Source organism: Pseudomonas citronellolis, assembly GCF_001586155.1.
In the GTDB taxonomy this organism is placed as follows: domain Bacteria; phylum Pseudomonadota; class Gammaproteobacteria; order Pseudomonadales; family Pseudomonadaceae; genus Pseudomonas; species Pseudomonas citronellolis.
Genome location: NZ_CP014158.1, coordinates 2,198,077 through 2,220,678 on the forward strand (window position 1 = coordinate 2,198,077; position 22,602 = coordinate 2,220,678).

The window sequence follows — 22,602 nt, forward strand, 5'->3', positions numbered from 1 at the left end:
TCTCCAATCCAAATCGGATATTCGTATGAAAACCGCTCAAGAGTTCCGCGCAGGCCAGGTTGCCAACATCAACGGCGCCCCCTGGGTCATCCAGAAGGCCGAGTTCAACAAGTCCGGCCGTAACAGCGCCGTCGTCAAGATGAAGCTGAAGAACCTGCTGACCGGCGCCGGCACCGAGACCGTGTTCAAGGCCGATGACAAGCTGGAACCGATCATCCTCGACCGCAAGGAAGTGACCTACTCCTACTTCGCGGACCCGCTGTACGTCTTCATGGACAACGAGTTCAACCAGTACGAGATCGAGAAGGGCGACCTGGAAGGCGTGCTGACCTTCATCGAAGACGGCATGACCGACGTCTGCGAAGCGGTTTTCTACAACGACAAGGTGATCTCCGTCGAACTGCCGACCACCATCGTTCGTGAAATCGTCTACACCGAGCCGGCCGTCCGTGGCGATACTTCCGGCAAGGTCATGAAGACTGCTCGCCTGAAGAACGGTGCCGAGCTGCAGGTTTCCGCGTTCTGCGAAATCGGCGACTCCATCGAGATCGATACCCGCACCGGCGAGTACAAGTCCCGCGTCAAGGCTTGAGCCTTCGCGTGATGTGAAAAGCCCGGCAGATGCCGTAGAGCTTTTCACTCAAGAAAGAATGCCGTTTCTCTTTCTGGGAGAAACGGCATTTTTTCATTCGCGAACTCCCCGCCACGCAGGCCCGAACCAGGCGCCCCGGGCGTAGGAGCAACTGTCTTGCCGGCTGCGCCGAGGTGCGCCTCAACGCATGGGTTGACCATGCGGTCGTGGTGATGGGTATCGCTTCGCTCAACGCCATCCTACGGGTCTTGTGTTTGCCGGAGGGGGTAGGAGCGGGCCCTGCCCGCGATTCGCTCCCCTTGTAGGAGCGCGCCCTGCGCGCGAATCGCGGGCAGGGCCCGCTCCTACAAGTTGCCGGGAAGGACTCCGTCCGCGATTGGAACCACCGGCCACGCCGGACGCCCCGGTGGCACGAACTGCCCCCTCTCCCTTCGGGAGAAGGTTGGGGTGAGGGGGCAGATGCCGGGCCTTTTCGGTTCTGGCGCGGGTTATTTCAGGTGCGCCTTCAACTCCTCGCCGGCCTGGCGCATGGCGGCCTGCACGGCGGGCACCTTGGCCAGCGGGTTGAGCAGGCCGTAGTCGTGGATCATGCCGTTGTAGCGCGTGGCGGTGACGGCCACGCCGGCGGCGTCCAGCTTGCGGGCGTAGGCTTCGCCTTCGTCGCGCAGCACGTCGAACTCGGCGGTCTGCACCAGTGCCGGCGGCAGGCCTTTCAGTTGCTCGGTGCTGGCGCGCAGCGGCGAGGCGTAGATTTCGGCGCGCTGCTTGGCGTCGGTGGTGTAGCTGTCCCAGAACCACTGCATCATCGGCTTGGTGAGGAAGTGCCCCTGGGCGAACTGGCCGTATGAGCCCGTTTCGAAGCTGGCGTCGGTCACCGGCCACAGCAGGGCCTGGAAGCGCAGCTTCGGCGTGCCCTTGTCCTTGGCCATCAGCGCGACCACCGCGGCCATGTTGCCGCCGACGCTGTTGCCGGCCACCGCCAGGCGCGCGCCGTCGACGTCGATTTCCTTGCCGTGCTCGGCCACCCACCTGGTGGCGGCGTAGGCCTGGTTGATCGCCACCGGGTAATGGGCCTCGGGGGAGGGCGTGTAGTCGACGTACACCGCCACCGCGCCGGAGTTCACCACCAGGTCGCGGATCAGTCGGGCGTGGGTCGGGTAGTCGCCCAGCACCCAGCCGCCGCCGTGGAAGAACATGAAAGCGGGCAGGGTGCCCTTGGCGCCTGCCGGGCGCACGATGGTCAGCCTGATGCGCTGGCCGTCGGTCTGGATGGTCTTCTCGCTGACGTTGGTGCCGGAAAGGTCGACCTTCACCGAGGCCTGGGCGCCGCTCAGTACCGCGCGGGCGTCTTTCGGCGACAGGGTTTCCAGAGGTTTGCCGCCGCCGGCCTGCAGGGCTTCGAGGAAGGCCTGGGTGTCGTGCTGCACGCCGGGGCTGCCGGCGGCGAAGGCGTTGCCGACGGCCAGGGCGAGCAGGCCGCCTGCGAGGGTTTTGCTGAGCGCTTTCATGTTCGGGGTCTCCTTGGGCTGCGTGGGTCAGACGGCGATGTTCAGGCGCACGTCGATGTTGCCGCGGGTGGCGTTGGAGTACGGGCAGACCTGGTGGGCCGCGGCCACCAGTTCCTCGGCGACGGCGCGCTCCAGGCCCGGCAGGGCGATGTTCAGTTCCACTTCCAGGCCGAAGCCGCCAGGGATCTGGCCGATGCCGACCTTGCCGGTGATGGAGGCGTCGGTGGGCAGTTGACGCTTGCTCTGACTGGCGACGAACTTCAGCGCGCCGATGAAGCAGGCCGAGTAGCCGGCGGCGAAGAGCTGTTCGGGGTTGGTCGCGGCGCCGCCCTGGCCGCCCAGTTCGCGCGGGGTGGTCAGTTTCACGTCGAGGTTGCCGTCGGAGGAGACGGCGCGGCCGTCGCGGCCTCCGGTCGCGGTGGCAGTGGCGGTGTAGAGGGCTTTGATGGTTTGCATGGCGGTGTCTCCGGATATCTGTTTGCTCTTTAAAATTTTGCGCGATAAATAAGTGTGTGAGGCAGAAGTTAGTCCTGAGTTATTTTGCGCGCAATATATTTATTGGAAGAATTCGCGATAAGAAATGGCGATGTAGGGAATAAGCGTCTAGTCCGAGCCTTGCAGGCTGCCGCGCAGGTCCACCAGTTCGTTCTTCAGCCTGCCCAGTTCTTCGAGGGACAGGCCGCTGGCGGCGAGGATGCAGGCCGGGATGCTCTCGGCCTGCTGGCGCAACTCCCGGCCCTTGTCGGTCAGGCGCAGTTCGACCACTCGCTCGTCGCTGGCGCTGCGCTTGCGGGTGATCAGGCCTTCGCCTTCCAGGCGCTTGAGCAGCGGGGTGAGGGAGCCGGGGTCGGTGAGCATGCGCGCGCTGATCTCGCCGACGGTGATGCCGTCCTGCTCCCAGAGCACCAGCATGGCGATGTACTGCGGATAGGTCAGGCCCAGTTGCTGGAGCAGGGGCTTGTACACCTTGGTCATCTGCAGCGAGGTGGAGTAGAGGGCGAAGCACAGCTGGTTGTCGAGCTTGAGCGATTCGCAGGCGTCCTTGGGTTGGCTCATGACGGGCCTCCGAATAGATGATTGCGCCTTAATTTAGCGCGCTGGCTATTTCTTCGCCAGTTCCTTGCCTGCCAGGTGCGCGGCGAGGGCGCTGTCCCAGGGTGGCGGGAAGCCGAAGCGCTCGACGAGGAAGGCCAGCAGGCGCTGGCTGCGCGGGTGGGTGCCGCGCTCCAGGCGCAGGGCGTGGATGCCGCCCGGTTCGGCTTCCGGCAGGCCCGGCTCGCAGAACAGCGGCTGCAGTTCGCCGCGCACCAGGTATTCGCTGCACAGCCAGGTTGGCAGGTGAGCCACGCCGAGCCCCTGCAGGGCGCCTTCGACCAGGGTTTCCGCGTTGTTGGCGGTCAGCCGCAGGCGCCGTGGGCGCAGGTGCTGCAGGCGCCCGTCGACGGCGAAGCGCCAGGCCAGCGGCGGCGCCAGGCCTTCCCAGTCCAGGCCGACGTGCTCGGGCAACTGCAGCGGCGAGGTCGGCCGGCCGTGGCGGGCCAGGTAGTCGGCGCTGGCGCAGACGATGCGGCGCATGGGCGCCAGCGGCGTGGCCACCAGGCGGCTGTCCGGCAGCGGGCCGATGCGCAGCACCAGGTCGACCTGGCCGAGGTTGTCGCCCTGCAGGTCGGTGAAGCTGTCGATCAGGCGCAGCTGCACGTCCAGGCCGGGGTTGGCCTTGAGGAAGTCGGCGATGGCCGGCGCCAGGTGGCGGCGGCCGAAGGGCACGGGCGCGTCGATGCGGATCAGGCCTTCGGGCGCGGTGCTCAGCGACACCGCCTCGGCGCGGGCCTGGCGCAGTTCCTCGACTATGCGCCGGGCGCGCTCGGCGAAGGCCAGGCCCGCCGGCGTGGCGCGCACCACGTGGGTGCTGCGGGCCAGCAGCGGGCTGCCGAGGCCGCGTTCGAGGGCATCCATGCGCCGCGCCACCGCCGAGGGTGTGAGCTGGCGCAGGCGCGCGGCGGCGGAAAAGCTGCCGCTGTCGAGCACGTCGAGGAACAGATCCAGCTGGTCTTCCAGGGCGGTGGGAGTCATGGTGCTTGCCTATGCGTAAAGCGCAAAGCCATTGTGCTGGGCTTTGCGTTTCCCATCCAGCGGCGGTTTTCTAGCATGGTCTCGACGTATTTGGAGGTTCGCATGCTGGAGATGGGGCTGGATTTCGTCCTGGGGTTGGTCCTGGGTTGCCTGGGCGGGTTGTTCGGGATCGGCGGCGGCCTGCTGGCGATCCCGGCGCTGGGCGTGCTGTTCGGCCTCGACCAGCAACTGGCCCAGGGCACGGCATTGGTGATGGTGGTGCCCAACGTGCTGCTGGCGCTGCGCCGTTATCACCAGCGCAATCGTATCGATCCCGGCCAGGCGGCGGTGCTTGCGGTGACCGGCCTGCTCTGCGCCTTCCTCGCTTCCAGCCTGGCGCTTCGCATCGACGCGGCGCACATGCGCACGGCCTTCGTGGTGTTCCTGCTGGCCCTGGCCGGCTACCTGCTGCTGCGCCAGCGCAGCGAGGCGCAGCCGCGCGAGGAAACACCGGGCCTGCCCTGGTTCGCCGCCCTCGGCCTGGGGGCGGGTTCCCTGGGCGGGCTGTTCGGGGTGGGCGGCGGCGTGCTGGCCACGCCGGTGCTGACCTCGCTGTTCGGCTTCACCCAGGTGGTGGCCCAGGGGCTGGCCCTGGCGTTGGCCGCGCCGAGCACGGCGGTGGCGCTGGGCACCTATGCGCTGCATGGCCACGTCGACTGGCGCATGGGCGCTTGCCTCGCGGCCGGCGGCCTGCTGAGCATCTCCTGGGGCGTGAAGCTGGCCCATGCGCTGCCCGAGCGCGCTCTGCGCTTCGCCTTCAGCCTGTTCCTGGTGGTTTGCGCGCTGCTCCTGCTGCGCCAGTGAGCCGGCTCAGGCGGCGAAGCCTTCGACGATGTAGTCGGCCAGCTTGTCGGTGACCGGCGACTGCCGCGCCGGGTTGCGCAGCAGCACGATGCTCGCCGAGGGCAGGGCCGGCAGGCCTTCCTCCTCGCCGATGATGCGCAGGTTGCCGGTGAGCAGGCTGCGCAGTTGGGCGGTGACCGCCAGGCCCGCGCTGGCCACGGCGAACAGCGCGGAGAGGCTGGGGCTGCTGTAGGCGATGCGGTAGTCGATCTCCAGCGCTTCCAGGGCATTGCAGGCCCAGGCGCGGCAGAAGCAGGTGGTATTGAACATCGCCAGCGGCAGCGGGCGCTGTTCCTGCGGGCAGAAGCTTTCCGCGGCCATCCAGACGAAGGGCTCCTGGCGCAGCAGCTGGCCGATCTCGGTGCCCGGCTCGCGGGTGACTATGGTCAGGTCCAGGTCCTTGCGGGTGAGCAGTTGCGAGGAGCTCTCGCAATGCACTTCCACCTGCACCAGCGGGTAGGCCTGGGCGAAGCGCGAGAGGATTTCCGGGAGGAAGCGCATCACGTAGTCGTCCGGCGTGCCGATGCGCACCGCGCCGACCATGTGCGGCTGGCGCAGGGTGTTGAACACCTCGCCCTGCAGCCGCAGGATGCGCCGCGCGTAGCCCAGCAGCACCTGGCCTTCGGGCGTCAGGCGCACCTGGCGGCCGTCGCGCTCGAACAGGGTGCGTTCCAGTACGTCTTCCTCCAGGCGCTTCATCTGCATGCTCACCGCCGACTGGGTGCGGTTGACCACCTCGGCGGCGCGGGTGAAGCCGCCGTGGTCGGCGATGGCGACGAAGGTGCGCAGCAGTTCGCTGTCGATGCTGGGGAAGGCGCTCATACATCAATCTCCAAGATGGGATGCATAAGAATGATTCGTTGGATTGATCTTATGCCCGGCGCGAGACTGGCGCCAACCCCACAGGGAGGACGACACGATGAAAGCGCAATTCGGTTTCGTGATGACACCCTCGGCATTCACCCGCCGGCACGCCGGCGCGGCCTTCTGGCAGCGCCTGCTGGGCCGCATCCGCCGCTGGCGGGAACTGGCCCGGCAGCGCGAGCAGTTGGCCAGGCTCAGCGATGCGGCGCTCAAGGACATCGGCCTGAGCCGCGCCGACATCCTGCAGGAGGCAGAGAAGCCCTTCTGGATCGACCACCTGCGTCGCTGATCCTCTTCCATATCCACGAGCACAAGGAAAGGCCCATGCCGCACCACTACCACCTGGCCCAGGTCAACATCGCCCGGGCCAGGGCTCCTCTCGACCACCCGCTGATGCAGGATTTCGTCGACCAGCTGGCGCCCATCAACGCCCTGGCCGAGGCCAGCCCCGGCTTCGTCTGGCGCCTGCAGGACGAGGCGGGCGACGCCACCGGCGTCCAGGCCTTCGCCGACCCGCGGATCATCGTCAACCTGTCGCTCTGGGAGTCCCTGGAGGCGCTGCGCGACTATGTCTATGGCGGCGAGCACCTGAGCGTACTGCGCCGGCGCAAGGAATGGATGGAGAAGCTGCCGGGGCCGAGCCTGGCGCTCTGGTGGCTGCCGGCCGGGCAACTGCCGACCCTGGAGCAGGCCCGCGCGGCCTTGCAGCGCCTGGCCGAGCACGGGCCGAGCGCCGCAGCCTTCAGCATCGCCCGGCCGTTCCCCGCGCCCAGCGCGCAAGCCCTGCCGGCCTGATGTCGGCGTTGGCGGCTTTGGCGTAGGATCGGGGCTTCGATCCAGCCGGCAGGAAGTGCCCATGACCGACAGCCTGTCCCTCAAGCAAGCCCGCCGCCTGGCACTGGCGGCCCAGGGCTTCGCCAGCCGGCGGCCGCGCGCCCAGGTGCAGCGCCGGCACCTGCAGCAGGTGCTGGAACGCCTGGGCGTGCTGCAGATCGACTCGGTCAACGCCCTGACCCGCTCGCACTACCTGCCGCTGTTCTCGCGCCTGGGCAGCTACCCGCAGGCCCTGCTGGACGAGGCGGCCTGGAGCGCCGGGCGGCATCGGCGGATGTTCGAGTACTGGGGGCACGAGGCGTCCCTGCTGCCGCTGGAGCTCTATCCGCTGATGCGCTGGCGCATGCGCCGCGCGGCCGTGGGGCAGGGCATCTACAAGCAGTTGGCGCGCTTCGGCGAGGAGCGCCGCGAGGTGATCGAGCGCGTGCTGCAGGCGGTGCGCGAGCAGGGCGCCCTGGGCGCCGGCAGCCTGACCACCCGCAGCGAGCGGGCCGGCCCCTGGTGGGACTGGAGCGACGAGAAGCACGCCCTGGAATGGCTGTTCGCCGCGGGCGAGGTGACGGTGGCCGGGCGCCGAGGTTTCGAGCGGCTGTATGACCTGCCGGAGCGGGTGCTGCCCGCCGCCGTGCTGGATGCGCCCGAGCTGGATGCCGAGCAGGCCCAGCGTGGCCTGCTGTTGCACGCCGCGAACGCCCTGGGCGTGGCCAGCGAGACCGACCTGCGCGACTACTTCCGCCTGGAGCCGGCGGACAGCAAGGCGCGCCTGGCCGAACTGGTCGAGGCCGGCGCGCTGCGCCAGGTGCGCGTGCAGGGCTGGCCGCAGGCGGCCTACGTCGCCGGCGAGCCGGTCATTCCGCGCAAGGTGGCGGCCAGCGCGCTGCTGTCGCCCTTCGACTCCCTGGTGTGGGAGCGCACCCGCACCGAGCGGCTGTTCGACTTCCGCTACCGCCTGGAGATCTACACCCCGCAGCACAAGCGGGTCTACGGCTACTACGTGCTGCCCTTCCTGTTCGACGAACGCTTGGCGGCGCGCATCGACCTGCGCGCCGAGCGGGCGGCGGGGCGCCTGGCGGTCCATGCCGTGCACGAGGAGCAGCAGCCGCTGGGCGAGGAGGGCATGCTGGCGCTGGCCGGCCAGTTGCGCGAAATGGCCACCTGGCTGGGCCTGGAGGATGTGCGCGTGAACTGCCGCAAGGCGGAGGGCGTCCGCCTGCGGGCGCTGCTCGGAGCCGGGGCTGGCGCCTAGCTGTCAGGCCTTGGCCGCCAGCTCGTCGAGGTGGGCGATGACTTCGTCCGGCTTGAGCACCAGCACGTCGCTTTCCAGGGCATCGAGCACCACCTCGGCGGTGTTGCCGATCAGCGCGCCGGAGAAGCCGGTGCGCGCCACGGTGCCGATCACCGTCACCGCCGCGTCCAGCTGGTGCGCGGTACGCGGGATGAGCACGTCGGCCGGGCCTTCCTCGATGTGCAGATGCTGGTCGTCCACCCCGTACTCGGCCTGGAACGCCTTGCAGGCCTCGCGGTAGCGGGCCTCGATGGTCTCGCTGAGCTGGAAGGTCGGGTCGGCGGCGGACAGCATCGGCGAGGGGTGGGCGCTGATCACGTGCAACTGGCCGTGGGTCAGCCCGGCGATGTCGTAGGCGTGGCTGACGATATTGGCATGCAGCGCGTGGTGCTCGGCGTCGTTGTTGCCGACGTCGACCGCGGCGAGGATGTTGCGCCCGGCCCAGGGCGTGGCGCTCTTCACCAGCAGCACGGGAGCGGGGCAGTAGCGCAGCAGCTTCCAGTCGTCGGGGGTGAGCAGCGCCTTCTTCAACGGGCTGTCGGGGTGGTGCTGCTTGACCACCAGGCCGCAGCCCTCGGCCTGCTGCTCGGCGATGATGGTGGCGTGCAGGCTGTCGTGCCAGGCCTGCCGGCAACTGCTGCTGTAGCCTTCCTCGCGCAGGCTGGCGGTCAGCTCCTCCAGCCGGGCGCCGGCGTCGCCTTGCTTGCTGCAGGCCAGCAGGTGCAGGTGGGATTGAGTGACGCTGGCGATCAGCTTGGCGCGCTTGAGCGCCAGGCCGTCGGGCTGGTCGGGGGCCACTACTACGAGAATGCTGCGGATGGCTTGCATGGTCGTCTCCCTTGGCACTTGCCGTTGCTTTGCAGCAACTGTAGACGCGATCCGGCCGCGCGGTTCTTGAGGTGCATCAAGTGTGGCGCTGGCCGTGCGCCGCTGCATTCGTATAATGCTCCGCCTTTGGCCGCCGGCGAACCCTTTTGCGCGGCGGCGATGAGTGACTGGAGCCCGTCATGTTGTCCGAAATCCGCGAATTCCTCGGTTGCGCCACGCCCGATGCCTGGGTCGAGGCCGCGTTGCGGGACCAGGAAGTGCTGCTGATCGACCACAAGAACAACGAGTTCAAGGCCGCCAGCACCGCCCTGGCGCTGATCGCCAAGTACAGCGCCCACGAGGAACTGGTGAACTTCATGTCGCGCCTGGCGCGCGAGGAACTGCGCCACCACGAGCAGGTGCTGGCGATCCTCAAGAAGCGCGGCATCGCCCTGCGGCCGATCTCCGCCGGCCGCTACGCCTCGGGCCTGCGCGCGGCGGTGCGCAACCACGAGCCGCACAAGCTGGTCGACACCCTGATCGTCGGCGCCTTCATCGAATGCCGCAGCTGCGAGCGCTTCGCCGCCCTGGTCGACCACCTGGATGCGGACCTGGCGAAGTTCTATGGTTCGCTGCTCAAGTCCGAGGCGCGGCACTTCCAGGGATACCTGGCATTGGCGCGGCGGTATGGCGACGAGGCCGATATCCAGCGGCGGGTGGAGGATATTCGTGAGGTTGAGGCGGCTCTCATCAGTTCGCCGGACGAGGAGTTCCGCTTTCATAGCGGTGTGCCGCGGGTGGCTTGAGGCCTTTGGCTTTCAGGTTGGGGGGAAGGGGCTCGGTGCTACCGGATAACCCAGCGTGGCCGGCGGCCCCAATCGCGGACGGAGTCCGCTCCTACACCTCCGGGAAAGCACGGTTTTTCGTAGGATGGCGTTGAGCGAAGCGATACCCATCATCACGACCGCATGGGTTTCGCCAAGGCTCAACCCATCCTGCGAAGAGCGCCTCGGTGCAGCCGGCAAGACAGTTGCAAAGCACGGGCGCAGGAGCGGACTCCGTCCGCGATTGGTGGATAACGCCCCATGCAATGGGGGCGCCTTCAGCGCTCGATGATCTGCCGAATCTGCGACTGCGGAATCATCTGCTCCCGCCCCTCTGCATCCTCGAAGCGAATCATCCCGCTGGCCTTGTCCAGCTTCGGCTTGTTGTCGGTAGTGATCATCTGGCCATCGGCAGTGCTGATGATGTACTCGCTGGAACAACCGGCGAGGGCGAGCAGGCAAGCGGCGAGCAGCAGGTGTTTTTTCATGGCGATCCCGGACGATGCGGCTATGGATGCATTGAGCATAGCTGCTGGCCCGGGGCCATGAAGTTGATCCGCGTCAGTGGCCGGACGGCTCCGCTTCGAGACTGAAGGGCGCCTGGTGCAGGCCGTTGGCGTCGGCCTGCAGGGCCCAGCCTTGACGGTCCCAGTCGCCGAGGACTATGCGCCGGGCCGGCTGGCCGTCGAGCTGCAGTTCGTGCACCGCCGGGCGGTGGGTGTGGCCGTGGATCAGGGTGCGCACGCCATGCTGGCGCATGACCTTCAGCACCTCTTCCGGCGTCACGTCGACGATCTCGCTGGCCTTCATGCGCGTCTGCGCGCGGCTTTCCTTGCGCAGCTTGCGCGCCAGCTGGTGGCGCCTGGAAAGCGGCAGGTTGCGCAGGATGAACAGCGAGACCGGATTGCGCAGCCAGCGGCGCAGCTTCATATAGCCGACGTCCAGGGTGCACAGGCTGTCGCCGTGCATCAGCAGCACCTTCTCGCCGTTCAGCTCGATGAGGCTGGGGTCGCGCAGCAGGGTGCAGCCGGCCTCGCGGCAGAACGCCTTGCCGATCAGGAAGTCGCGGTTGCCGTGCATCAGGTAGATGCGCGTACCGCTATCGGCCAGTTCGCGCAGGGCGCGGGCGATGGAATGCTGGAACTCGTCCATGCCGTCGTCGCCGATCCAGGCCTCGAAGAAGTCGCCGAGTATGTAGAGCGCTTCGGCCTGGCGGGCGCGGCTGCGCAGGAAATGCAAGAACGCCCGGGTGATGTCCGGGCGTTCCGCTTCCAGATGCAGGTCCGAGATGAACAGGACGCTCATCGACTCACTCGACGATCTCGGCCTTCTCGATGATCACGTCTTCGCTCGGCACGTCCTGATGGCCGGCGCGCATGGTGGTGGCCACGCCCTTGATCTTGTTGACCACGTCCATGCCATCGACCACCTGGCCGAACACGCAGTAGCCCCAGCCCTGCACGGTCGGCGCGCTGTGGTTGAGGAAGTCGTTGTCGGCGACGTTGATGAAGAACTGCGCGCTGGCCGAATGCGGCTCCATGGTGCGGGCCATGGCCACGGTGCCGACCTTGTTGCCGACGCCGTTGTTGGCCTCGTTCTTGATCGGGGCGCGGGTGCTCTTCTGCTTCATGCCCGGTTCGAAACCGCCGCCCTGGATCATGAAGTTGTTGATCACGCGGTGGAAGATGGTGTTGTCGTAATGACCGCTCTTCACGTACTCCTTGAAGTTGGCCACGGTCTCCGGGGCCTTGTCTTCGAAGAGTTCCAGGGTGATGACGCCATGGTTGGTGTGCAGCTTGATCATGAGGGGATTCCACTCTGTCGGGAAAATCGAAGGCCTGTCAGGGGGTTGACAGCTTCGGCTATGATAAGCGCTTTGGTTTGGCCGGCCTACCCTGGCCGAACGTCAGTAACGATCAAGGACACCATGAGCAAGCCCACCGCCGATTCGAAAGAAGCCACTGTCGCCGCCAACTTCCTGCGCCCCATCGTCCAGGCAGACCTGGACAGCGGCAAGCACCAGAAGATCGTCACCCGCTTCCCGCCGGAGCCCAACGGCTACCTGCACATCGGCCACGCCAAGTCGATCTGCCTGAACTTCGGCCTGGCCCGTGACTTCGGCGGCGACTGCCACCTGCGCTTCGACGACACCAACCCGGCGAAGGAAGACCAGGAATACATCGACGCCATCGAGGCCGACGTGAAGTGGCTGGGCTTCCAGTGGGCCGGCCCGGTGCGCTTCGCCTCCGACTATTTCGACCAACTGCACGCCTGGGCGGTGGACCTGATCAAGGCCGGCAAGGCTTTCGTCTGCGACCTCAATGCCGAAGAGATGCGCGAATACCGCGGCAGCCTGACCGAGCCGGGCAGGAACAGCCCGTTCCGCGAGCGCTCGGTGGAAGAGAACCTCGACCTGTTCGCGCGCATGAAGGCCGGCGAGTTCCCCGACGGCGCCAAGTCGCTGCGGGCGAAGATCGACATGGCCTCGCCGAACATCAACCTGCGCGACCCGATCCTCTACCGCATCCGCCACGCCCATCACCACCAGACCGGCGACAAGTGGTGCATCTACCCCAGCTACGACTTCACCCACGGCCAGTCGGACGCCATCGAGGGCATCACCCACTCCATCTGCACCCTGGAGTTCGAGGACCATCGCCCGCTGTACGAGTGGTTCCTGGCCAACCTGTCGGTGCCGGCGCAGCCGCGCCAGTACGAGTTCGCCCGGCTGAACCTGAACTACACCATCACCAGCAAGCGCAAGCTCAAGCAACTGGTCGACGAAGGCCACGTGAGCGGCTGGGACGACCCGCGCATGTCGACCCTCTCCGGTTACCGCCGCCGCGGCTACACCCCGGCCTCGATCCGCAACTTCTGCGACATGATCGGCGTGAACCGCGCCGGTGGCGTGGTCGACATCGGCATGCTGGAATTCGCCATCCGCGACGACCTGGACGCCAACGCCGCGCGCGCCATGTGCGTGCTCAAGCCGCTGAAGGTGGTCATCACCAACTACCCCGAAGGCCAGGTCGAGAACCTCGAGCTGCCGCGCCATCCGAAGCAGGACATGGGCGTGCGCGTGCTGCCGTTCAGTCGCGAGATCTACATCGACGCCGGCGACTTCGAGGAGGTCCCGCCGGCCGGCTACAAGCGCCTGGTCCCCGGTGGCGAAGTGCGCCTGCGCGGCAGCTACGTGATCCGCGCCGACGAAGCCATCAAGGACGCCGCCGGTAACATCGTCGAACTGCGCTGCAGCTACGACGAGAACACCCTGGGCAAGAACCCGGAAGGCCGCAAGGTCAAGGGCGTGATCCACTGGGTGCCGGCCGCCGAGAGCGTCGAGTGCGAAGTGCGCCTGTACGACCGCCTGTTCCGCTCGGCCAACCCGGAAAAGTCCGAAGAGGGCGGCAGCTTCCTCGACAACATCAACCCCGAGTCCCTGGTGGTGCTCAAGGGTTGCCGCGCCGAGCCGTCGCTGGCCAGCGCCGGCGCCGAGGATCGCTTCCAGTTCGAGCGCGAAGGCTACTTCTGCGCCGACAGCAAGGATTCCAAGGCCGGCGCCCTGGTCTTCAACCGCACCGTGACCCTGCGCGATTCCTGGGGGCAGTAAATGGCGCTTTCCCTCTACAACACCCTGAGCAAGGCCAAGGAGCCGTTCCAGCCGCTGGTCGGCAACCAGGTGCGCATGTACGTGTGCGGCATGACCGTGTACGACTTCTGCCACATCGGCCACGCCCGCGTCATGGTCGCCTTCGACGTCATCGCCCGCTGGCTGCGCCAGCGCGGCTATGAGCTGACCTACGTGCGCAACATCACCGACATCGACGACAAGATCATCCGTCGCGCCCAGGAGAACGGCGAGCCCTTCGACGCCCTGACCGAACGCATGATCGCCGCGATGCACGAGGACGAGGCGCGCCTGTCGGTGCTGCGCCCGGACGTCGAGCCGCGCGCCACCGGCCACATCGCCGGCATGCACGCGATGATCCAGACGCTGATCGACAAGGGTTTCGCCTACGCTCCGGGCAATGGCGACGTCTACTACCGCGTCGGCAAGTTCGTCGGCTACGGCAAGCTGTCGCGCAAGAAGATCGAAGACCTGCGCATCGGCGCGCGCATCGAGGTCGACGAATCCAAGGAAGACCCGCTGGACTTCGTGCTGTGGAAGGCGGCCAAGCCCGGCGAGCCGAGCTGGGAATCGCCCTGGGGCGCCGGGCGCCCGGGCTGGCACATCGAATGTTCGGTGATGTCCACCTGCTGCCTGGGCGAGACCTTCGACATCCACGGCGGCGGCCCGGACCTGGTATTCCCGCACCACGAGAACGAGATTGCCCAGAGCGAGGCGGCCACCGGCAAGCCCTACGCGGCCACCTGGATGCACGCCGGCGCGGTGCGCGTGGACGGCGAGAAGATGTCCAAGTCCCTGGGCAACTTCTTCACCATCCGCGAGGTGCTGGAGAAGTACCATCCCGAGGTAGTGCGCTTCCTGCTGGTGTCCAGCCACTACCGCAGCCCGATCAACTACTCCGAGGACAACCTCAAGGAAGCCAAGGGCGCGCTGGAACGCTTCTACACCGCGCTGCGCGGCCTGCCCGAGGTCGAGGCGGCCGGTGGCGAAGCCTTCGCCGAGCGTTTCGCCGCGGCCATGGACGATGACTTCAATACCCCGGAAGCCGTTGCCGTGCTGTTCGAGATGGCCCGCGAAGTGAACCGCCTGCGTGAGGCCGACCTGCAGGCAGCAGCGGCCTTGGCGGCGAAGCTTCGCGAGCTGGCCGGCCTGCTCGGCGTACTGCAACTGGAGCCGGATGCCTTCCTCCAGGCTGGCGCCGCCGGCAAGGTCGACGCCGCCCAGGTGGAAGCGCTGATCCAGGCCCGCCTGGAAGCCCGCGCGGCGAAGAACTGGGCCGAGTCGGACCGCATCCGCGACGAGCTGACCGCCATGGGCGTGGTTCTGGAAGACGGCAAGGGCGGCACCACCTGGCGTTTGGCCGAGTGATCCGCCGCTGATAAGAAAAGAAGGCCGCTGATGCGGCCTTTTTTCTGCCGATTGCGCCGAGGAGCTCTTCGTAGGATGGGTTGAGCTTGCGATACCCATGCTGCCGTGGTGATGGGTATCGCTTCGCTCAACGCCATCCTACGGGGCTGCAACGTAAGCGGACCTTGTCCGCGATAGCCGGGCGTTCCGGCGCGATTCGCGGATGAGATCCTACGCTGCCCCAGCACTCCGCCCCCTGTAGGAGCGCGCCCTGCGCGCGAATCGCAGGCAGGGCCTGCTCCTACAAGGTGCCGGGATGCAATGGTTTCGCCATGAAAAAAGGCCGCGGATGCGGCCTTTTCCCGTCGGGGCAGGGCTGCCGGTCAGACGTGCAGCTCTTCCGCAGCGTACAGGGTGTTCTCCAGCAGGCAGGCGCGGGTCATCGGGCCTACGCCGCCCGGCACCGGGGTGATCCAGCTGGCGCGCTCGGCCGCCACTTCATATTCCACGTCGCCCACCAGCCGGCCGTCGGCCTGGCGGTTGATGCCCACGTCGATGACGATGGCGCCTTCCTTGATCCACTCGCCCTTGACCAGGCCCGGCTTGCCGGCGGCCACCACCACCAGGTCGGCGCGGCGCACGTGGTCGGCCAGGTCGCGGGTGAAGCGGTGGGTGACGGTCACGGTGCAGCCGGCCAGCAGCAGCTCCAGGGCCATGGGGCGGCCGACGATGTTGGAGGCGCCCACCACCACCGCGTCCATGCCGTACAGGTCGGCGCCGGTGCTTTGCAGCAGGGTCATGATGCCTTTCGGGGTGCACGGGCGCAGCAGCGGGATGCGCTGGGCCAGGCGGCCGACGTTGAACGGGTGGAAGCCGTCCACGTCCTTGTCCGGGTTGATGCGTTCCAGCAACTGCGAGGCGTCGAGCTGGGCGGGCAGGGGCAGCTGGACCAGGATGCCGTCGATCGCCGGGTCGGCATTGAGGCGGTCGATCAGGCCCAGCAGTTCTTCCTGGGTGGTGCTTTCCGGCAGGTCGTAGGCCTGGGACAGGAAGCCCACTTCCTCGCAGTCCTTGCGCTTGTGCGCGACGTAGACTTGGGAAGCCGGATCGCTGCCGACCAGGATCACCGCCAGGCCGGGAATGCGCAGCCCTTGCTGGCGGCGCTCGGCGACGCGTTGGGCTATCTGCTGGCGGAGGCTGGCGGCGATCGCTTTGCCGTCGATCAGTTGTGCGGTCATGTCGGAGGAGCAACCATAGAGACGGGGAAAAAAGGACGCGCATTTTCGCACGCCGTCCACATAAGGCAAAGGCGGGCCGTCCCCGATTTGCCGTAACTCCTTTATCTCTTTGAAATTTTTTTGAAAAAACCGTTGACGAGGGTAGGGCTCGTCGCTAACATGCGCCCCGCTTGCCGAGCACAGCCTGAAGCAAGAAAGCCAAGGCAGTGCAAACCGGTTCAGTGGTTTCCACTGATCTGCTTAGCAAGGGTTGCAGCCACTAAAGCGCCCGTAGCTCAGCTGGATAGAGCATCCGCCTTCTAAGCGGATGGTCGCAGGTTCGAGTCCTGCCGGGTGCGCCATACTGGCGTTCGGTGAAGCATGTAATATGGTGGGCGTAGCTCAGTTGGTAGAGCACAGGATTGTGGCTCCTGGTGTCGTGGGTTCGATTCCCATCGTCCACCCCATATTCCGAAGCGCCAGGCCCCGAGCCTGGCGTTTTCGTTTCTGCGGTTCCCTGCGGACGTGGTGAAATTGGTAGACACGCCGGATTTAGGTTCCGGTGGCGCAAGCTGTGAGAGTTCGAGTCTCTCCGTCCGCACCATTCTTTTCCAGAAGCTCTCGCAGCCCGAGTATTTCCGCCGCTTTCAGCCTGGGTGACTTCTGCATTTCTTGTGACTAGAATGCTTGCCCTTGATTCTGGGAGCCGGAAGGACCGGCTTACGTCTGTGCCACGAGGAATATCCATGCAAGTTTCCGTTGAAAGCACCTCCGCTCTTGAGCGCCGCATGACCGTTGGCGTGCCGGCCGAGCGCATCGAGACCGAAGTCAACAAGCGTCTGCAGCAGACCGCTCGTCGCGCCAAGGTTCCCGGCTTCCGTCCCGGCAAGGTGCCGATGAGCGTGATCCGCCAGCGCTACGAAGCCGCCGCTCGTCAGGAAGCCCTCGGTGACCTGATCCAGGAAACCTTCTACGAAGCCGTGGTCGAGCAGAAGCTGAACCCGGCCGGCGCTCCGTCCGTCGAGCCGAAAGTGTTCGAGAAGGAGAAGGGCCTGGAATACGTGGCCACCTTCGAAGTCTTCCCGGAATTCCAGGTTGCCGGCTTCGACGGCATCGAGGTCGAGCGCCTGCAGGCCGACGTGGCCGACGCCGACGTCGACAACATGCTGGAAATCCTGCGCAAGCAGAACACCCGCTTCGAGGCCGTCGAGCGCGCCGCGCAGAACGACGACCAGCTGAACATCGACTTCGTCGGCAAGATCGACGGCGAAGCCTTCGCCGGCGGTTCGGCCAAGGGCACCCTGCTGGTGCTGGGCTCCGGCCGCATGATCCCGGGCTTCGAAGAAGGCCTGGTCGGCGCCAAGGCCGGTGAAGAGCGCGTGCTCAACCTGAGCTTCCCCGAGGACTACCAGAACCTCGACCTGGCCGGCAAGGCCGCCGAGTTCACCGTCACCGTGAACACTGTCAGCGAGCCCAAGCTGCCGGAACTGACCGAAGAGTTCTTCGCCCTGTTCGGCATCAAGGAAAGCACCCTGGAAGGCTTCCGCGCCGAAGTTCGCAAGAACATGGAGCGCGAACTGCGCCAGGCCATCAAGTCCAAGGTGAAGAACCAGGTGATGGAAGGTCTGGTGGCCGCCAACCCGATCGAAGTGCCCAAGGCCCTGATCGGCAACGAAGTGAACCGTCTGCGCGTGCAGGCCGTCCAGCAGTTCGGCGGCAACATCAAGCCCGAGCAACTGCCGGCCGAGCTGTTCGAAGAGCAGGCCAAGCGCCGCGTGGTCCTGGGCCTGATCGTCGCCGAGCTGGTCAAGCAGCACGAGCTGAAGGCCGACGAAGCCCGCGTTCGCGAGATGATCGAAGAGATGGCTTCGGCCTACCAGGAGCCCGAGCAAGTGGTCGCCTGGTACTACAAGAACGACCAGCAACTGAACGAAGTGCGCTCGGTTGTACTGGAAGAACAAGTTGTAGATACTGTCCTGCAGAAGGCCAAAGTGACCGATAAGCAGGTATCCTACGAAGACGCGGTCAAGCCTGCTGAAGCTCCTGTGGCGGCCTGATCCAACCCTTCGTTCGATCGTCATAAGCCAGCCCTCGGGCTGGCTTATGTCTTTGAGACATATCTATTTCATTAGGGAGTGATCGTCGGACATGCCGAATACCTTCATGCCGCAAGTTCCGAACATCCAGGCCGCCGGTGGCCTTGTGCCGATGGTGGTGGAGCAGTCCGCCCGCGGTGAGCGTTCCTACGACATCTATTCGCGCCTGCTGAAGGAGCGGATCATCTTCCTGGTCGGCCAGGTCGAGGACTACATGGCCAACCTGGTGGTGGCCCAGCTGCTGTTCCTCGAAGCCGAGAACCCGGACAAGGACATCCACCTGTACATCAACTCGCCGGGCGGTTCGGTGACTGCCGGCATGTCCATCTACGACACCATGCAGTTCATCAAGCCGGACGTGTCGACCATCTGCGTCGGCCAGGCCTGCAGCATGGGCGCGCTGCTCCTGGCGGGCGGCGCCGCCGGCAAGCGCTACTGCCTGCCGCACTCGCGGATGATGATCCACCAGCCGCTGGGCGGCTTCCAGGGCCAGGCCTCGGACATCGAGATCCACGCCAAGGAAATCCTCTTCATCAAGGAGCGCCTGAACCAGGTGCTGGCGCACCACACCGGCCAGCCGCTGGACGTCATCGCCCGCGACACCGACCGCGACCGCTTCATGAGCGGCGAGGAAGCGGTGCAATATGGTCTGATCGATCAGGTTTACACTCAGCGCCCCTCGGCCGCCTGAGTCTTTCCGCTCGAACACGGCCGGGCGACCGGCCGTTTCGCGGGCTTGAAAATGCCCGCATTTGCCTTCATCTTGTGTTTCAAGCCCTATCCGACTGGAACGATCTAATGACTGACACCCGCAACGGCGAGGACAACGGCAAGCTGCTGTATTGCTCCTTCTGCGGCAAGAGCCAGCACGAAGTGCGCAAGTTGATTGCCGGCCCCTCGGTCTTTATCTGCGACGAGTGCGTCGACCTGTGCAACGACATCATCCGCGAGGAGGTGCAGGAAGCACAGGCGGAGAGTAGCGCGCACAAGCTTCCGGCGCCGAAAGAGATCCGTTCCATCCTCGATCAATACGTGATCGGCCAGGAACGTGCCAAGAAAACCCTGGCGGTAGCGGTCTACAACCACTACAAGCGCCTGAATCAGCGCGACCGCAAGGACGACGTCGAGCTGGGCAAGAGCAACATCCTGCTGATCGGGCCGACCGGCTCGGGCAAGACGCTGCTCGCCGAGACCCTCGCGCGCCTGCTGAACGTGCCTTTCACCATCGCCGACGCCACCACCCTGACCGAAGCCGGCTACGTGGGCGAGGACGTCGAGAACATCATCCAGAAGCTGCTGCAGAAGTGCGACTACGACGTAGAGAAGGCCCAGATGGGCATCGTCTACATCGACGAGATCGACAAGATCTCGCGCAAGTCGGACAACCCGTCCATCACCCGTGACGTGTCCGGCGAAGGCGTGCAGCAGGCCCTGCTGAAGCTGATCGAGGGCACCGTCGCCTCGGTTCCGCCCCAGGGCGGCCGCAAGCACCCGCAGCAGGAGTTCCTGCAGGTCGATACCCGCAACATCCTGTTCATCTGCGGTGGCGCGTTCGCCGGCCTGGAAAAGGTCATCCAGAACCGTTCCACCAAGGGCGGCATCGGCTTCAGCGCCGAAGTGCGCAGCCAGGAGATGGGCAAGAAGGTCGGCGAGGCCCTGCGCGAAGTGGAGCCCGAAGACCTGGTCAAGTTCGGCCTGATCCCGGAATTCGTCGGCCGCCTGCCGATCATCGCCACCCTCGACGAGCTCGACGAGGCGGCGCTGATGCAGATCCTCACCGAGCCGAAGAACGCCCTCACCAAGCAGTACGCCCGGCTGTTCGAGATGGAAGGCGTGGACCTGGAGTTCCGCCCGGACGCCCTCAAGGCCGTCGCCCGCAGGGCCCTGGAGCGCAAGACCGGCGCCCGTGGCCTGCGTTCGATCCTCGAAGGCATCCTGCTCGACACCATGTACGAAATCCCCTCGCAGACCGAGGTCAGCAAGGTGGTCATCGACGAGAGCGTCATCGACGGCTCGTCCCAGCCACTGCTGATCTACGAGAACAGCGAGCAGCCTGCCAAGGCTGCGCCTGAGGCATAAAGAAAAGGGGGCCTTCGGGTCCCCTTTTTCCTTCCCGTCTACCGCGCTTGTTTTTTCCCTGGCCTAACCCCATCTTAGGTCCAAGGGTCTAACCCCATCTTTTTTGGCCAAGTGCCGCTGTAGAGCCGAATATCATGAAAACACTCGTCGAGTTGCCCCTGCTTCCCCTGCGTGACGTAGTGGTCTATCCGCACATGGTCATCCCCCTGTTCGTGGGGCGCGAGAAATCCATCGAGGCCCTGGAGGCCGCGATGACCAGCGACAAGCAGATCCTCCTGCTGGCGCAGAAGAACCCCGCCGACGACGACCCGGGCGAAGACGGCCTGTACCGCATGGGCACCGTGGCCACCGTGCTGCAGCTGCTGAAGCTGCCCGACGGCACCGTGAAGGTCCTGGTGGAAGGTGAGCAGCGCGGCCATGTCGAGCGTTTCATCGACGAAGACGCCCATTGCCGCGCCGAAGTGTCGATCATCGACGAGGCGCCGGTCGGCGAGCGTGAGTCCGAGGTCTTCATCCGCAGCCTGCTGAGCCAGTTCGAACAGTACGTGCAGTTGGGCAAGAAGGTCCCGGCCGAAGTGCTGTCGTCGCTGAACAGCATCGACGAGCCGGGCCGCCTGGTCGACACCATGGCCGCGCACATGGCCCTGAAGATCGAGCAGAAGCAGGAAATCCTCGAAATCACCGAGCTGGCCGCCCGCGTCGAGCACGTGCTGGCCATGCTGGATGCCGAGATCGACCTGCTGCAGGTCGAGAAGCGCATCCGCGGCCGCGTGAAGAAGCAGATGGAGCGCAGCCAGCGCGAGTACTACCTGAACGAGCAGATGAAGGCCATCCAGAAGGAACTGGGTGACATCGACGAGGGCCACAACGAGGTCGAGGAGCTGAAGAAGCGCATCGACGCCGCCGGCCTGACCAAGGAGGCGCTGGCCAAGGCCAACGCCGAGCTGAACAAGCTCAAGCAGATGTCGCCGATGTCCGCCGAGGCCACCGTGGTGCGTTCGTACATCGACTGGCTGGTGAACGTGCCGTGGAAGGCCGAGAGCAAGGTGCGCCACGACCTGGACAAGGCCGAGGACATTCTCGACACCGACCACTACGGCCTGGAAGAGGTCAAGGAACGCATCCTCGAATACCTCGCCGTGCAGAAGCGCGTGAAGAAGGTCAAGGGCCCGGTGCTCTGCCTGGTCGGCCCGCCCGGCGTGGGCAAGACCTCGCTGGCCGAGTCCATCGCCCGCGCCACCAACCGCAAGTTCGTGCGCATGGCCCTGGGCGGCGTGCGTGACGAGGCCGAGATCCGCGGCCACCGCCGCACCTACATCGGCTCCATGCCCGGCCGCCTGATCCAGAAGATGACCAAGGTGGGCGTGCGCAACCCGCTGTTCCTGCTCGACGAGATCGACAAGATGGGCAGCGACATGCGCGGCGACCCGGCCTCGGCCCTGCTGGAGGTGCTGGACCCGGAGCAGAACCACAACTTCAACGACCACTACCTGGAAGTCGACTACGACCTCTCGGACGTGATGTTCCTCTGCACCGCCAACTCCATGAACATCCCGGCGCCGCTGCTGGACCGCATGGAAGTCATCCGCCTGCCGGGCTACACCGAGGACGAGAAGGTCAACATCGCCTCGAAATATCTTGTACCGAAGCAGACTGCGGCCAATGGTCTCAAGAAGGGCGAGCTGACCTTCGACGAAGCGGCCATCCGCGACATCATCCGCTACTACACCCGCGAGGCGGGCGTGCGCAGCCTGGAGCGGCAGATCGCCAAGGTCTGCCGCAAGGCGGTGAAGGAGGGGGCCAGGGCCAAGCGCATCGAGGCCAAGGTCACCACCGAGACCCTCGAGAACTACCTGGGCGTGCGCAAGTTCCGTTACGGCCTTGCCGAGCAGCAGGACCAGATCGGCCAGGTCACCGGGCTGGCCTGGACCCAGGTGGGCGGCGAACTACTCACCATCGAGTCGGCCATCGTCCCCGGCAAGGGCGCGCTGACCAAGACCGGCTCGCTGGGCGACGTGATGGCGGAGTCCATCACCGCTGCGCTGACCGTCGTGCGTAGTCGTGCGAAAAGTCTGGGAATTCCGGCGGACTTCCACGAAAAACACGATATCCATATCCACGTCCCGGAAGGCGCCACGCCCAAGGACGGCCCCAGCGCCGGCATCGGCATGTGCACCGCGCTGGTCTCGGCGATCACCCAGATCCCGGTGCGCGCGGACGTCGCCATGACCGGCGAGATCACCCTGCGCGGCCAGGTGCTGGCCATCGGCGGGCTCAAGGAAAAACTTCTGGCGGCCCACCGCGGGGGAATCAAAACCGTGATCATCCCGGAAGAAAATGTCCGTGATCTCAAGGAAATTCCGGATAACATTAAGGCAGATCTCGTTATTAAACCGGTTAAATGGATTGACGAGGTCCTGCAAATTGCGCTGCAATACACGCCGGAGCCCTTGCCCGATGCGGCTCCCGAGATGGTTGCAAAGGATGAAAAACGCGAGTCTGATTCCAAGGAGCGAATCAGCACGCATTAGCCGGGGGGCTTTCTTGACACTGTTTTTGGGCCCTT

At 65.8% G+C, this 22,602-nt stretch carries 22 protein-coding genes and 3 tRNA genes; 15 read left to right on the plus strand and 10 right to left on the minus strand.

Annotated elements, in window-relative coordinates:
* The first annotated feature begins 25 nt into the window (after window positions 1–25).
* Window positions 26–592, plus strand: a complete 567-nt coding sequence (gene efp / locus PcP3B5_RS09985; protein WP_009623501.1) for an elongation factor P — start codon at window positions 26–28, stop codon at window positions 590–592.
* Window positions 593–1,080: 488 nt separating this feature from the next.
* Here efp and PcP3B5_RS09990 read toward each other — a convergent pair whose 3' ends face one another.
* The 4 genes from PcP3B5_RS09990 to PcP3B5_RS10005 all read right to left on the minus strand — a co-directional run bounded on the left by PcP3B5_RS09990 (window position 1,081) and on the right by PcP3B5_RS10005 (window position 4,173).
* Window positions 1,081–2,100 (minus strand): alpha/beta hydrolase, encoded by a 1,020-nt coding sequence (locus PcP3B5_RS09990; protein ID WP_061561156.1) that lies wholly within the window; start codon window positions 2,098–2,100, stop codon window positions 1,081–1,083.
* Window positions 2,101–2,127: 27 nt separating this feature from the next.
* Window positions 2,128–2,556, minus strand: coding sequence for an organic hydroperoxide resistance protein (locus PcP3B5_RS09995; RefSeq protein WP_061561157.1), 429 nt, complete (start codon window positions 2,554–2,556; stop codon window positions 2,128–2,130).
* 147 nt (window positions 2,557–2,703) lie between these two features.
* On the minus strand, window positions 2,704–3,156 hold the full coding sequence (locus PcP3B5_RS10000; RefSeq protein WP_043316076.1) for a MarR family winged helix-turn-helix transcriptional regulator: 453 nt from the start codon (window positions 3,154–3,156) through the stop codon (window positions 2,704–2,706).
* A gap of 45 nt (window positions 3,157–3,201) precedes the next feature.
* Window positions 3,202–4,173, minus strand: a complete 972-nt coding sequence (locus PcP3B5_RS10005) for a LysR family transcriptional regulator (protein ID WP_061561158.1) — start codon at window positions 4,171–4,173, stop codon at window positions 3,202–3,204.
* A 102-nt stretch (window positions 4,174–4,275) separates the two neighbouring features.
* Between PcP3B5_RS10005 and PcP3B5_RS10010 the strand changes: the two genes are divergently transcribed.
* Window positions 4,276–5,016, plus strand: coding sequence for a sulfite exporter TauE/SafE family protein (locus PcP3B5_RS10010; RefSeq protein ID WP_061561159.1), 741 nt, complete (start codon window positions 4,276–4,278; stop codon window positions 5,014–5,016).
* 6 nt (window positions 5,017–5,022) lie between these two features.
* Here the strand turns inward: PcP3B5_RS10010 and PcP3B5_RS10015 are convergent, their stop codons facing one another.
* Entirely contained in the window at window positions 5,023–5,877 is an 855-nt protein-coding gene (locus tag PcP3B5_RS10015) for a LysR substrate-binding domain-containing protein (RefSeq protein ID WP_009623491.1), read from the minus strand.
* Window positions 5,878–5,974: 97 nt separating this feature from the next.
* On the opposite strand from PcP3B5_RS10015, the gene PcP3B5_RS10020 reads away from it, so the two are divergent.
* From PcP3B5_RS10020 to PcP3B5_RS10030, 3 genes are all read left to right on the plus strand, one after another.
* Window positions 5,975–6,208: a DUF1127 domain-containing protein gene (locus PcP3B5_RS10020; protein ID WP_009623489.1), complete on the plus strand. Its 234-nt coding sequence runs from the start codon at window positions 5,975–5,977 to the stop codon at window positions 6,206–6,208.
* 35 nt (window positions 6,209–6,243) lie between these two features.
* Window positions 6,244–6,714 (plus strand): DUF3291 domain-containing protein, encoded by a 471-nt coding sequence (locus PcP3B5_RS10025; protein WP_061561160.1) that lies wholly within the window; start codon window positions 6,244–6,246, stop codon window positions 6,712–6,714.
* 61 nt (window positions 6,715–6,775) lie between these two features.
* Window positions 6,776–7,999: a winged helix-turn-helix domain-containing protein gene (locus tag PcP3B5_RS10030; protein ID WP_420820159.1), complete on the plus strand. Its 1,224-nt coding sequence runs from the start codon at window positions 6,776–6,778 to the stop codon at window positions 7,997–7,999.
* 3 nt (window positions 8,000–8,002) lie between these two features.
* On the opposite strand, the gene PcP3B5_RS10035 is transcribed toward PcP3B5_RS10030, so the two are convergent.
* Window positions 8,003–8,866 carry a universal stress protein gene (locus PcP3B5_RS10035; protein WP_009623480.1) on the minus strand — a complete coding sequence of 288 codons (864 nt, stop codon included), beginning with the start codon at window positions 8,864–8,866 and terminating at the stop codon, window positions 8,003–8,005.
* Window positions 8,867–9,045: 179 nt separating this feature from the next.
* Here PcP3B5_RS10035 and PcP3B5_RS10040 point away from each other — a divergent pair, with 179 nt between their 5' ends.
* On the plus strand, window positions 9,046–9,651 hold the full coding sequence (locus tag PcP3B5_RS10040; protein ID WP_061561162.1) for a MiaE family protein: 606 nt from the start codon (window positions 9,046–9,048) through the stop codon (window positions 9,649–9,651).
* A 296-nt stretch (window positions 9,652–9,947) separates the two neighbouring features.
* Here the strand turns inward: PcP3B5_RS10040 and PcP3B5_RS10045 are convergent, their stop codons facing one another.
* The 3 genes from PcP3B5_RS10045 to PcP3B5_RS10055 all read right to left on the minus strand — a co-directional run bounded on the left by PcP3B5_RS10045 (window position 9,948) and on the right by PcP3B5_RS10055 (window position 11,473).
* Entirely contained in the window at window positions 9,948–10,157 is a 210-nt protein-coding gene (locus PcP3B5_RS10045) for a YgdI/YgdR family lipoprotein (RefSeq protein ID WP_061561163.1), read from the minus strand.
* A 73-nt stretch (window positions 10,158–10,230) separates the two neighbouring features.
* On the minus strand, window positions 10,231–10,974 hold the full coding sequence (lpxH, locus tag PcP3B5_RS10050; protein ID WP_061561164.1) for a UDP-2,3-diacylglucosamine diphosphatase: 744 nt from the start codon (window positions 10,972–10,974) through the stop codon (window positions 10,231–10,233).
* A 4-nt stretch (window positions 10,975–10,978) separates the two neighbouring features.
* Window positions 10,979–11,473 (minus strand): peptidylprolyl isomerase, encoded by a 495-nt coding sequence (locus tag PcP3B5_RS10055; RefSeq protein WP_009623469.1) that lies wholly within the window; start codon window positions 11,471–11,473, stop codon window positions 10,979–10,981.
* A gap of 123 nt (window positions 11,474–11,596) precedes the next feature.
* Between PcP3B5_RS10055 and PcP3B5_RS10060 the strand changes: the two genes are divergently transcribed.
* A complete protein-coding gene (locus PcP3B5_RS10060; RefSeq protein WP_061561165.1) occupies window positions 11,597–13,279 on the plus strand; it encodes a glutamine--tRNA ligase/YqeY domain fusion protein in 1,683 nt (560 codons plus the stop codon).
* Window positions 13,280–14,665: a cysteine--tRNA ligase gene (gene cysS / locus PcP3B5_RS10065; RefSeq protein ID WP_061561166.1), complete on the plus strand. Its 1,386-nt coding sequence runs from the start codon at window positions 13,280–13,282 to the stop codon at window positions 14,663–14,665.
* Window positions 14,666–15,027: 362 nt separating this feature from the next.
* Here cysS and folD read toward each other — a convergent pair whose 3' ends face one another.
* Entirely contained in the window at window positions 15,028–15,882 is an 855-nt protein-coding gene (folD, locus tag PcP3B5_RS10070) for a bifunctional methylenetetrahydrofolate dehydrogenase/methenyltetrahydrofolate cyclohydrolase FolD (RefSeq protein ID WP_061561167.1), read from the minus strand.
* Between the two features lie 264 nt (window positions 15,883–16,146).
* Here folD and PcP3B5_RS10075 point away from each other — a divergent pair.
* The 7 genes from PcP3B5_RS10075 to lon all read left to right on the plus strand — a co-directional run bounded on the left by PcP3B5_RS10075 (window position 16,147) and on the right by lon (window position 22,567).
* A tRNA-Arg gene (locus PcP3B5_RS10075) sits at window positions 16,147–16,223 on the plus strand.
* A gap of 29 nt (window positions 16,224–16,252) precedes the next feature.
* Window positions 16,253–16,328 (plus strand) — tRNA-His (locus PcP3B5_RS10080).
* Between the two features lie 52 nt (window positions 16,329–16,380).
* Window positions 16,381–16,465, plus strand: a tRNA-Leu gene (locus PcP3B5_RS10085).
* A 142-nt stretch (window positions 16,466–16,607) separates the two neighbouring features.
* Entirely contained in the window at window positions 16,608–17,918 is a 1,311-nt protein-coding gene (gene tig, locus PcP3B5_RS10090) for a trigger factor (protein ID WP_061561168.1), read from the plus strand.
* A gap of 91 nt (window positions 17,919–18,009) precedes the next feature.
* A complete protein-coding gene (gene clpP, locus PcP3B5_RS10095; protein WP_009623460.1) occupies window positions 18,010–18,648 on the plus strand; it encodes an ATP-dependent Clp endopeptidase proteolytic subunit ClpP in 639 nt (212 codons plus the stop codon).
* A gap of 107 nt (window positions 18,649–18,755) precedes the next feature.
* Window positions 18,756–20,036 carry an ATP-dependent Clp protease ATP-binding subunit ClpX gene (gene clpX / locus PcP3B5_RS10100; protein WP_009623458.1) on the plus strand — a complete coding sequence of 427 codons (1,281 nt, stop codon included), beginning with the start codon at window positions 18,756–18,758 and terminating at the stop codon, window positions 20,034–20,036.
* A gap of 134 nt (window positions 20,037–20,170) precedes the next feature.
* Window positions 20,171–22,567: an endopeptidase La gene (gene lon / locus PcP3B5_RS10105; RefSeq protein ID WP_009623456.1), complete on the plus strand. Its 2,397-nt coding sequence runs from the start codon at window positions 20,171–20,173 to the stop codon at window positions 22,565–22,567.
* The last annotated feature ends 35 nt before the right edge of the window (window positions 22,568–22,602 follow it).

Bases quoted from the DNA above. Each gene is read 5' to 3' on its own strand.
- PcP3B5_RS10015 (WP_009623491.1), bottom strand. From the start codon at position 5,877: ATGAGCGCCTTCCCCAGCATCGACAGCGAACTGCTGCGCACCTTCGTC.
- folD (WP_061561167.1), bottom strand. From the start codon at position 15,882: ATGACCGCACAACTGATCGACGGCAAAGCGATCGCCGCCAGCCTCCGC.
- tig (WP_061561168.1), top strand. From the start codon at position 16,608: ATGCAAGTTTCCGTTGAAAGCACCTCCGCTCTTGAGCGCCGCATGACC.
- PcP3B5_RS10060 (WP_061561165.1), top strand. From the start codon at position 11,597: ATGAGCAAGCCCACCGCCGATTCGAAAGAAGCCACTGTCGCCGCCAAC.
- PcP3B5_RS09990 (WP_061561156.1), bottom strand. From the start codon at position 2,100: ATGAAAGCGCTCAGCAAAACCCTCGCAGGCGGCCTGCTCGCCCTGGCC.
- efp (WP_009623501.1), top strand. From the start codon at position 26: ATGAAAACCGCTCAAGAGTTCCGCGCAGGCCAGGTTGCCAACATCAAC.
- clpP (WP_009623460.1), top strand. From the start codon at position 18,010: ATGCCGAATACCTTCATGCCGCAAGTTCCGAACATCCAGGCCGCCGGT.
- PcP3B5_RS09995 (WP_061561157.1), bottom strand. From the start codon at position 2,556: ATGCAAACCATCAAAGCCCTCTACACCGCCACTGCCACCGCGACCGGA.
- PcP3B5_RS10030 (WP_420820159.1), top strand. From the start codon at position 6,776: ATGACCGACAGCCTGTCCCTCAAGCAAGCCCGCCGCCTGGCACTGGCG.
- cysS (WP_061561166.1), top strand. From the start codon at position 13,280: ATGGCGCTTTCCCTCTACAACACCCTGAGCAAGGCCAAGGAGCCGTTC.
- PcP3B5_RS10045 (WP_061561163.1), bottom strand. From the start codon at position 10,157: ATGAAAAAACACCTGCTGCTCGCCGCTTGCCTGCTCGCCCTCGCCGGT.
- lon (WP_009623456.1), top strand. From the start codon at position 20,171: ATGAAAACACTCGTCGAGTTGCCCCTGCTTCCCCTGCGTGACGTAGTG.
- PcP3B5_RS10025 (WP_061561160.1), top strand. From the start codon at position 6,244: ATGCCGCACCACTACCACCTGGCCCAGGTCAACATCGCCCGGGCCAGG.
- PcP3B5_RS10055 (WP_009623469.1), bottom strand. From the start codon at position 11,473: ATGATCAAGCTGCACACCAACCATGGCGTCATCACCCTGGAACTCTTC.
- PcP3B5_RS10005 (WP_061561158.1), bottom strand. From the start codon at position 4,173: ATGACTCCCACCGCCCTGGAAGACCAGCTGGATCTGTTCCTCGACGTG.
- clpX (WP_009623458.1), top strand. From the start codon at position 18,756: ATGACTGACACCCGCAACGGCGAGGACAACGGCAAGCTGCTGTATTGC.
- lpxH (WP_061561164.1), bottom strand. From the start codon at position 10,974: ATGAGCGTCCTGTTCATCTCGGACCTGCATCTGGAAGCGGAACGCCCG.
- PcP3B5_RS10020 (WP_009623489.1), top strand. From the start codon at position 5,975: ATGAAAGCGCAATTCGGTTTCGTGATGACACCCTCGGCATTCACCCGC.
- PcP3B5_RS10000 (WP_043316076.1), bottom strand. From the start codon at position 3,156: ATGAGCCAACCCAAGGACGCCTGCGAATCGCTCAAGCTCGACAACCAG.
- PcP3B5_RS10010 (WP_061561159.1), top strand. From the start codon at position 4,276: ATGCTGGAGATGGGGCTGGATTTCGTCCTGGGGTTGGTCCTGGGTTGC.
- PcP3B5_RS10040 (WP_061561162.1), top strand. From the start codon at position 9,046: ATGTTGTCCGAAATCCGCGAATTCCTCGGTTGCGCCACGCCCGATGCC.
- PcP3B5_RS10035 (WP_009623480.1), bottom strand. From the start codon at position 8,866: ATGCAAGCCATCCGCAGCATTCTCGTAGTAGTGGCCCCCGACCAGCCC.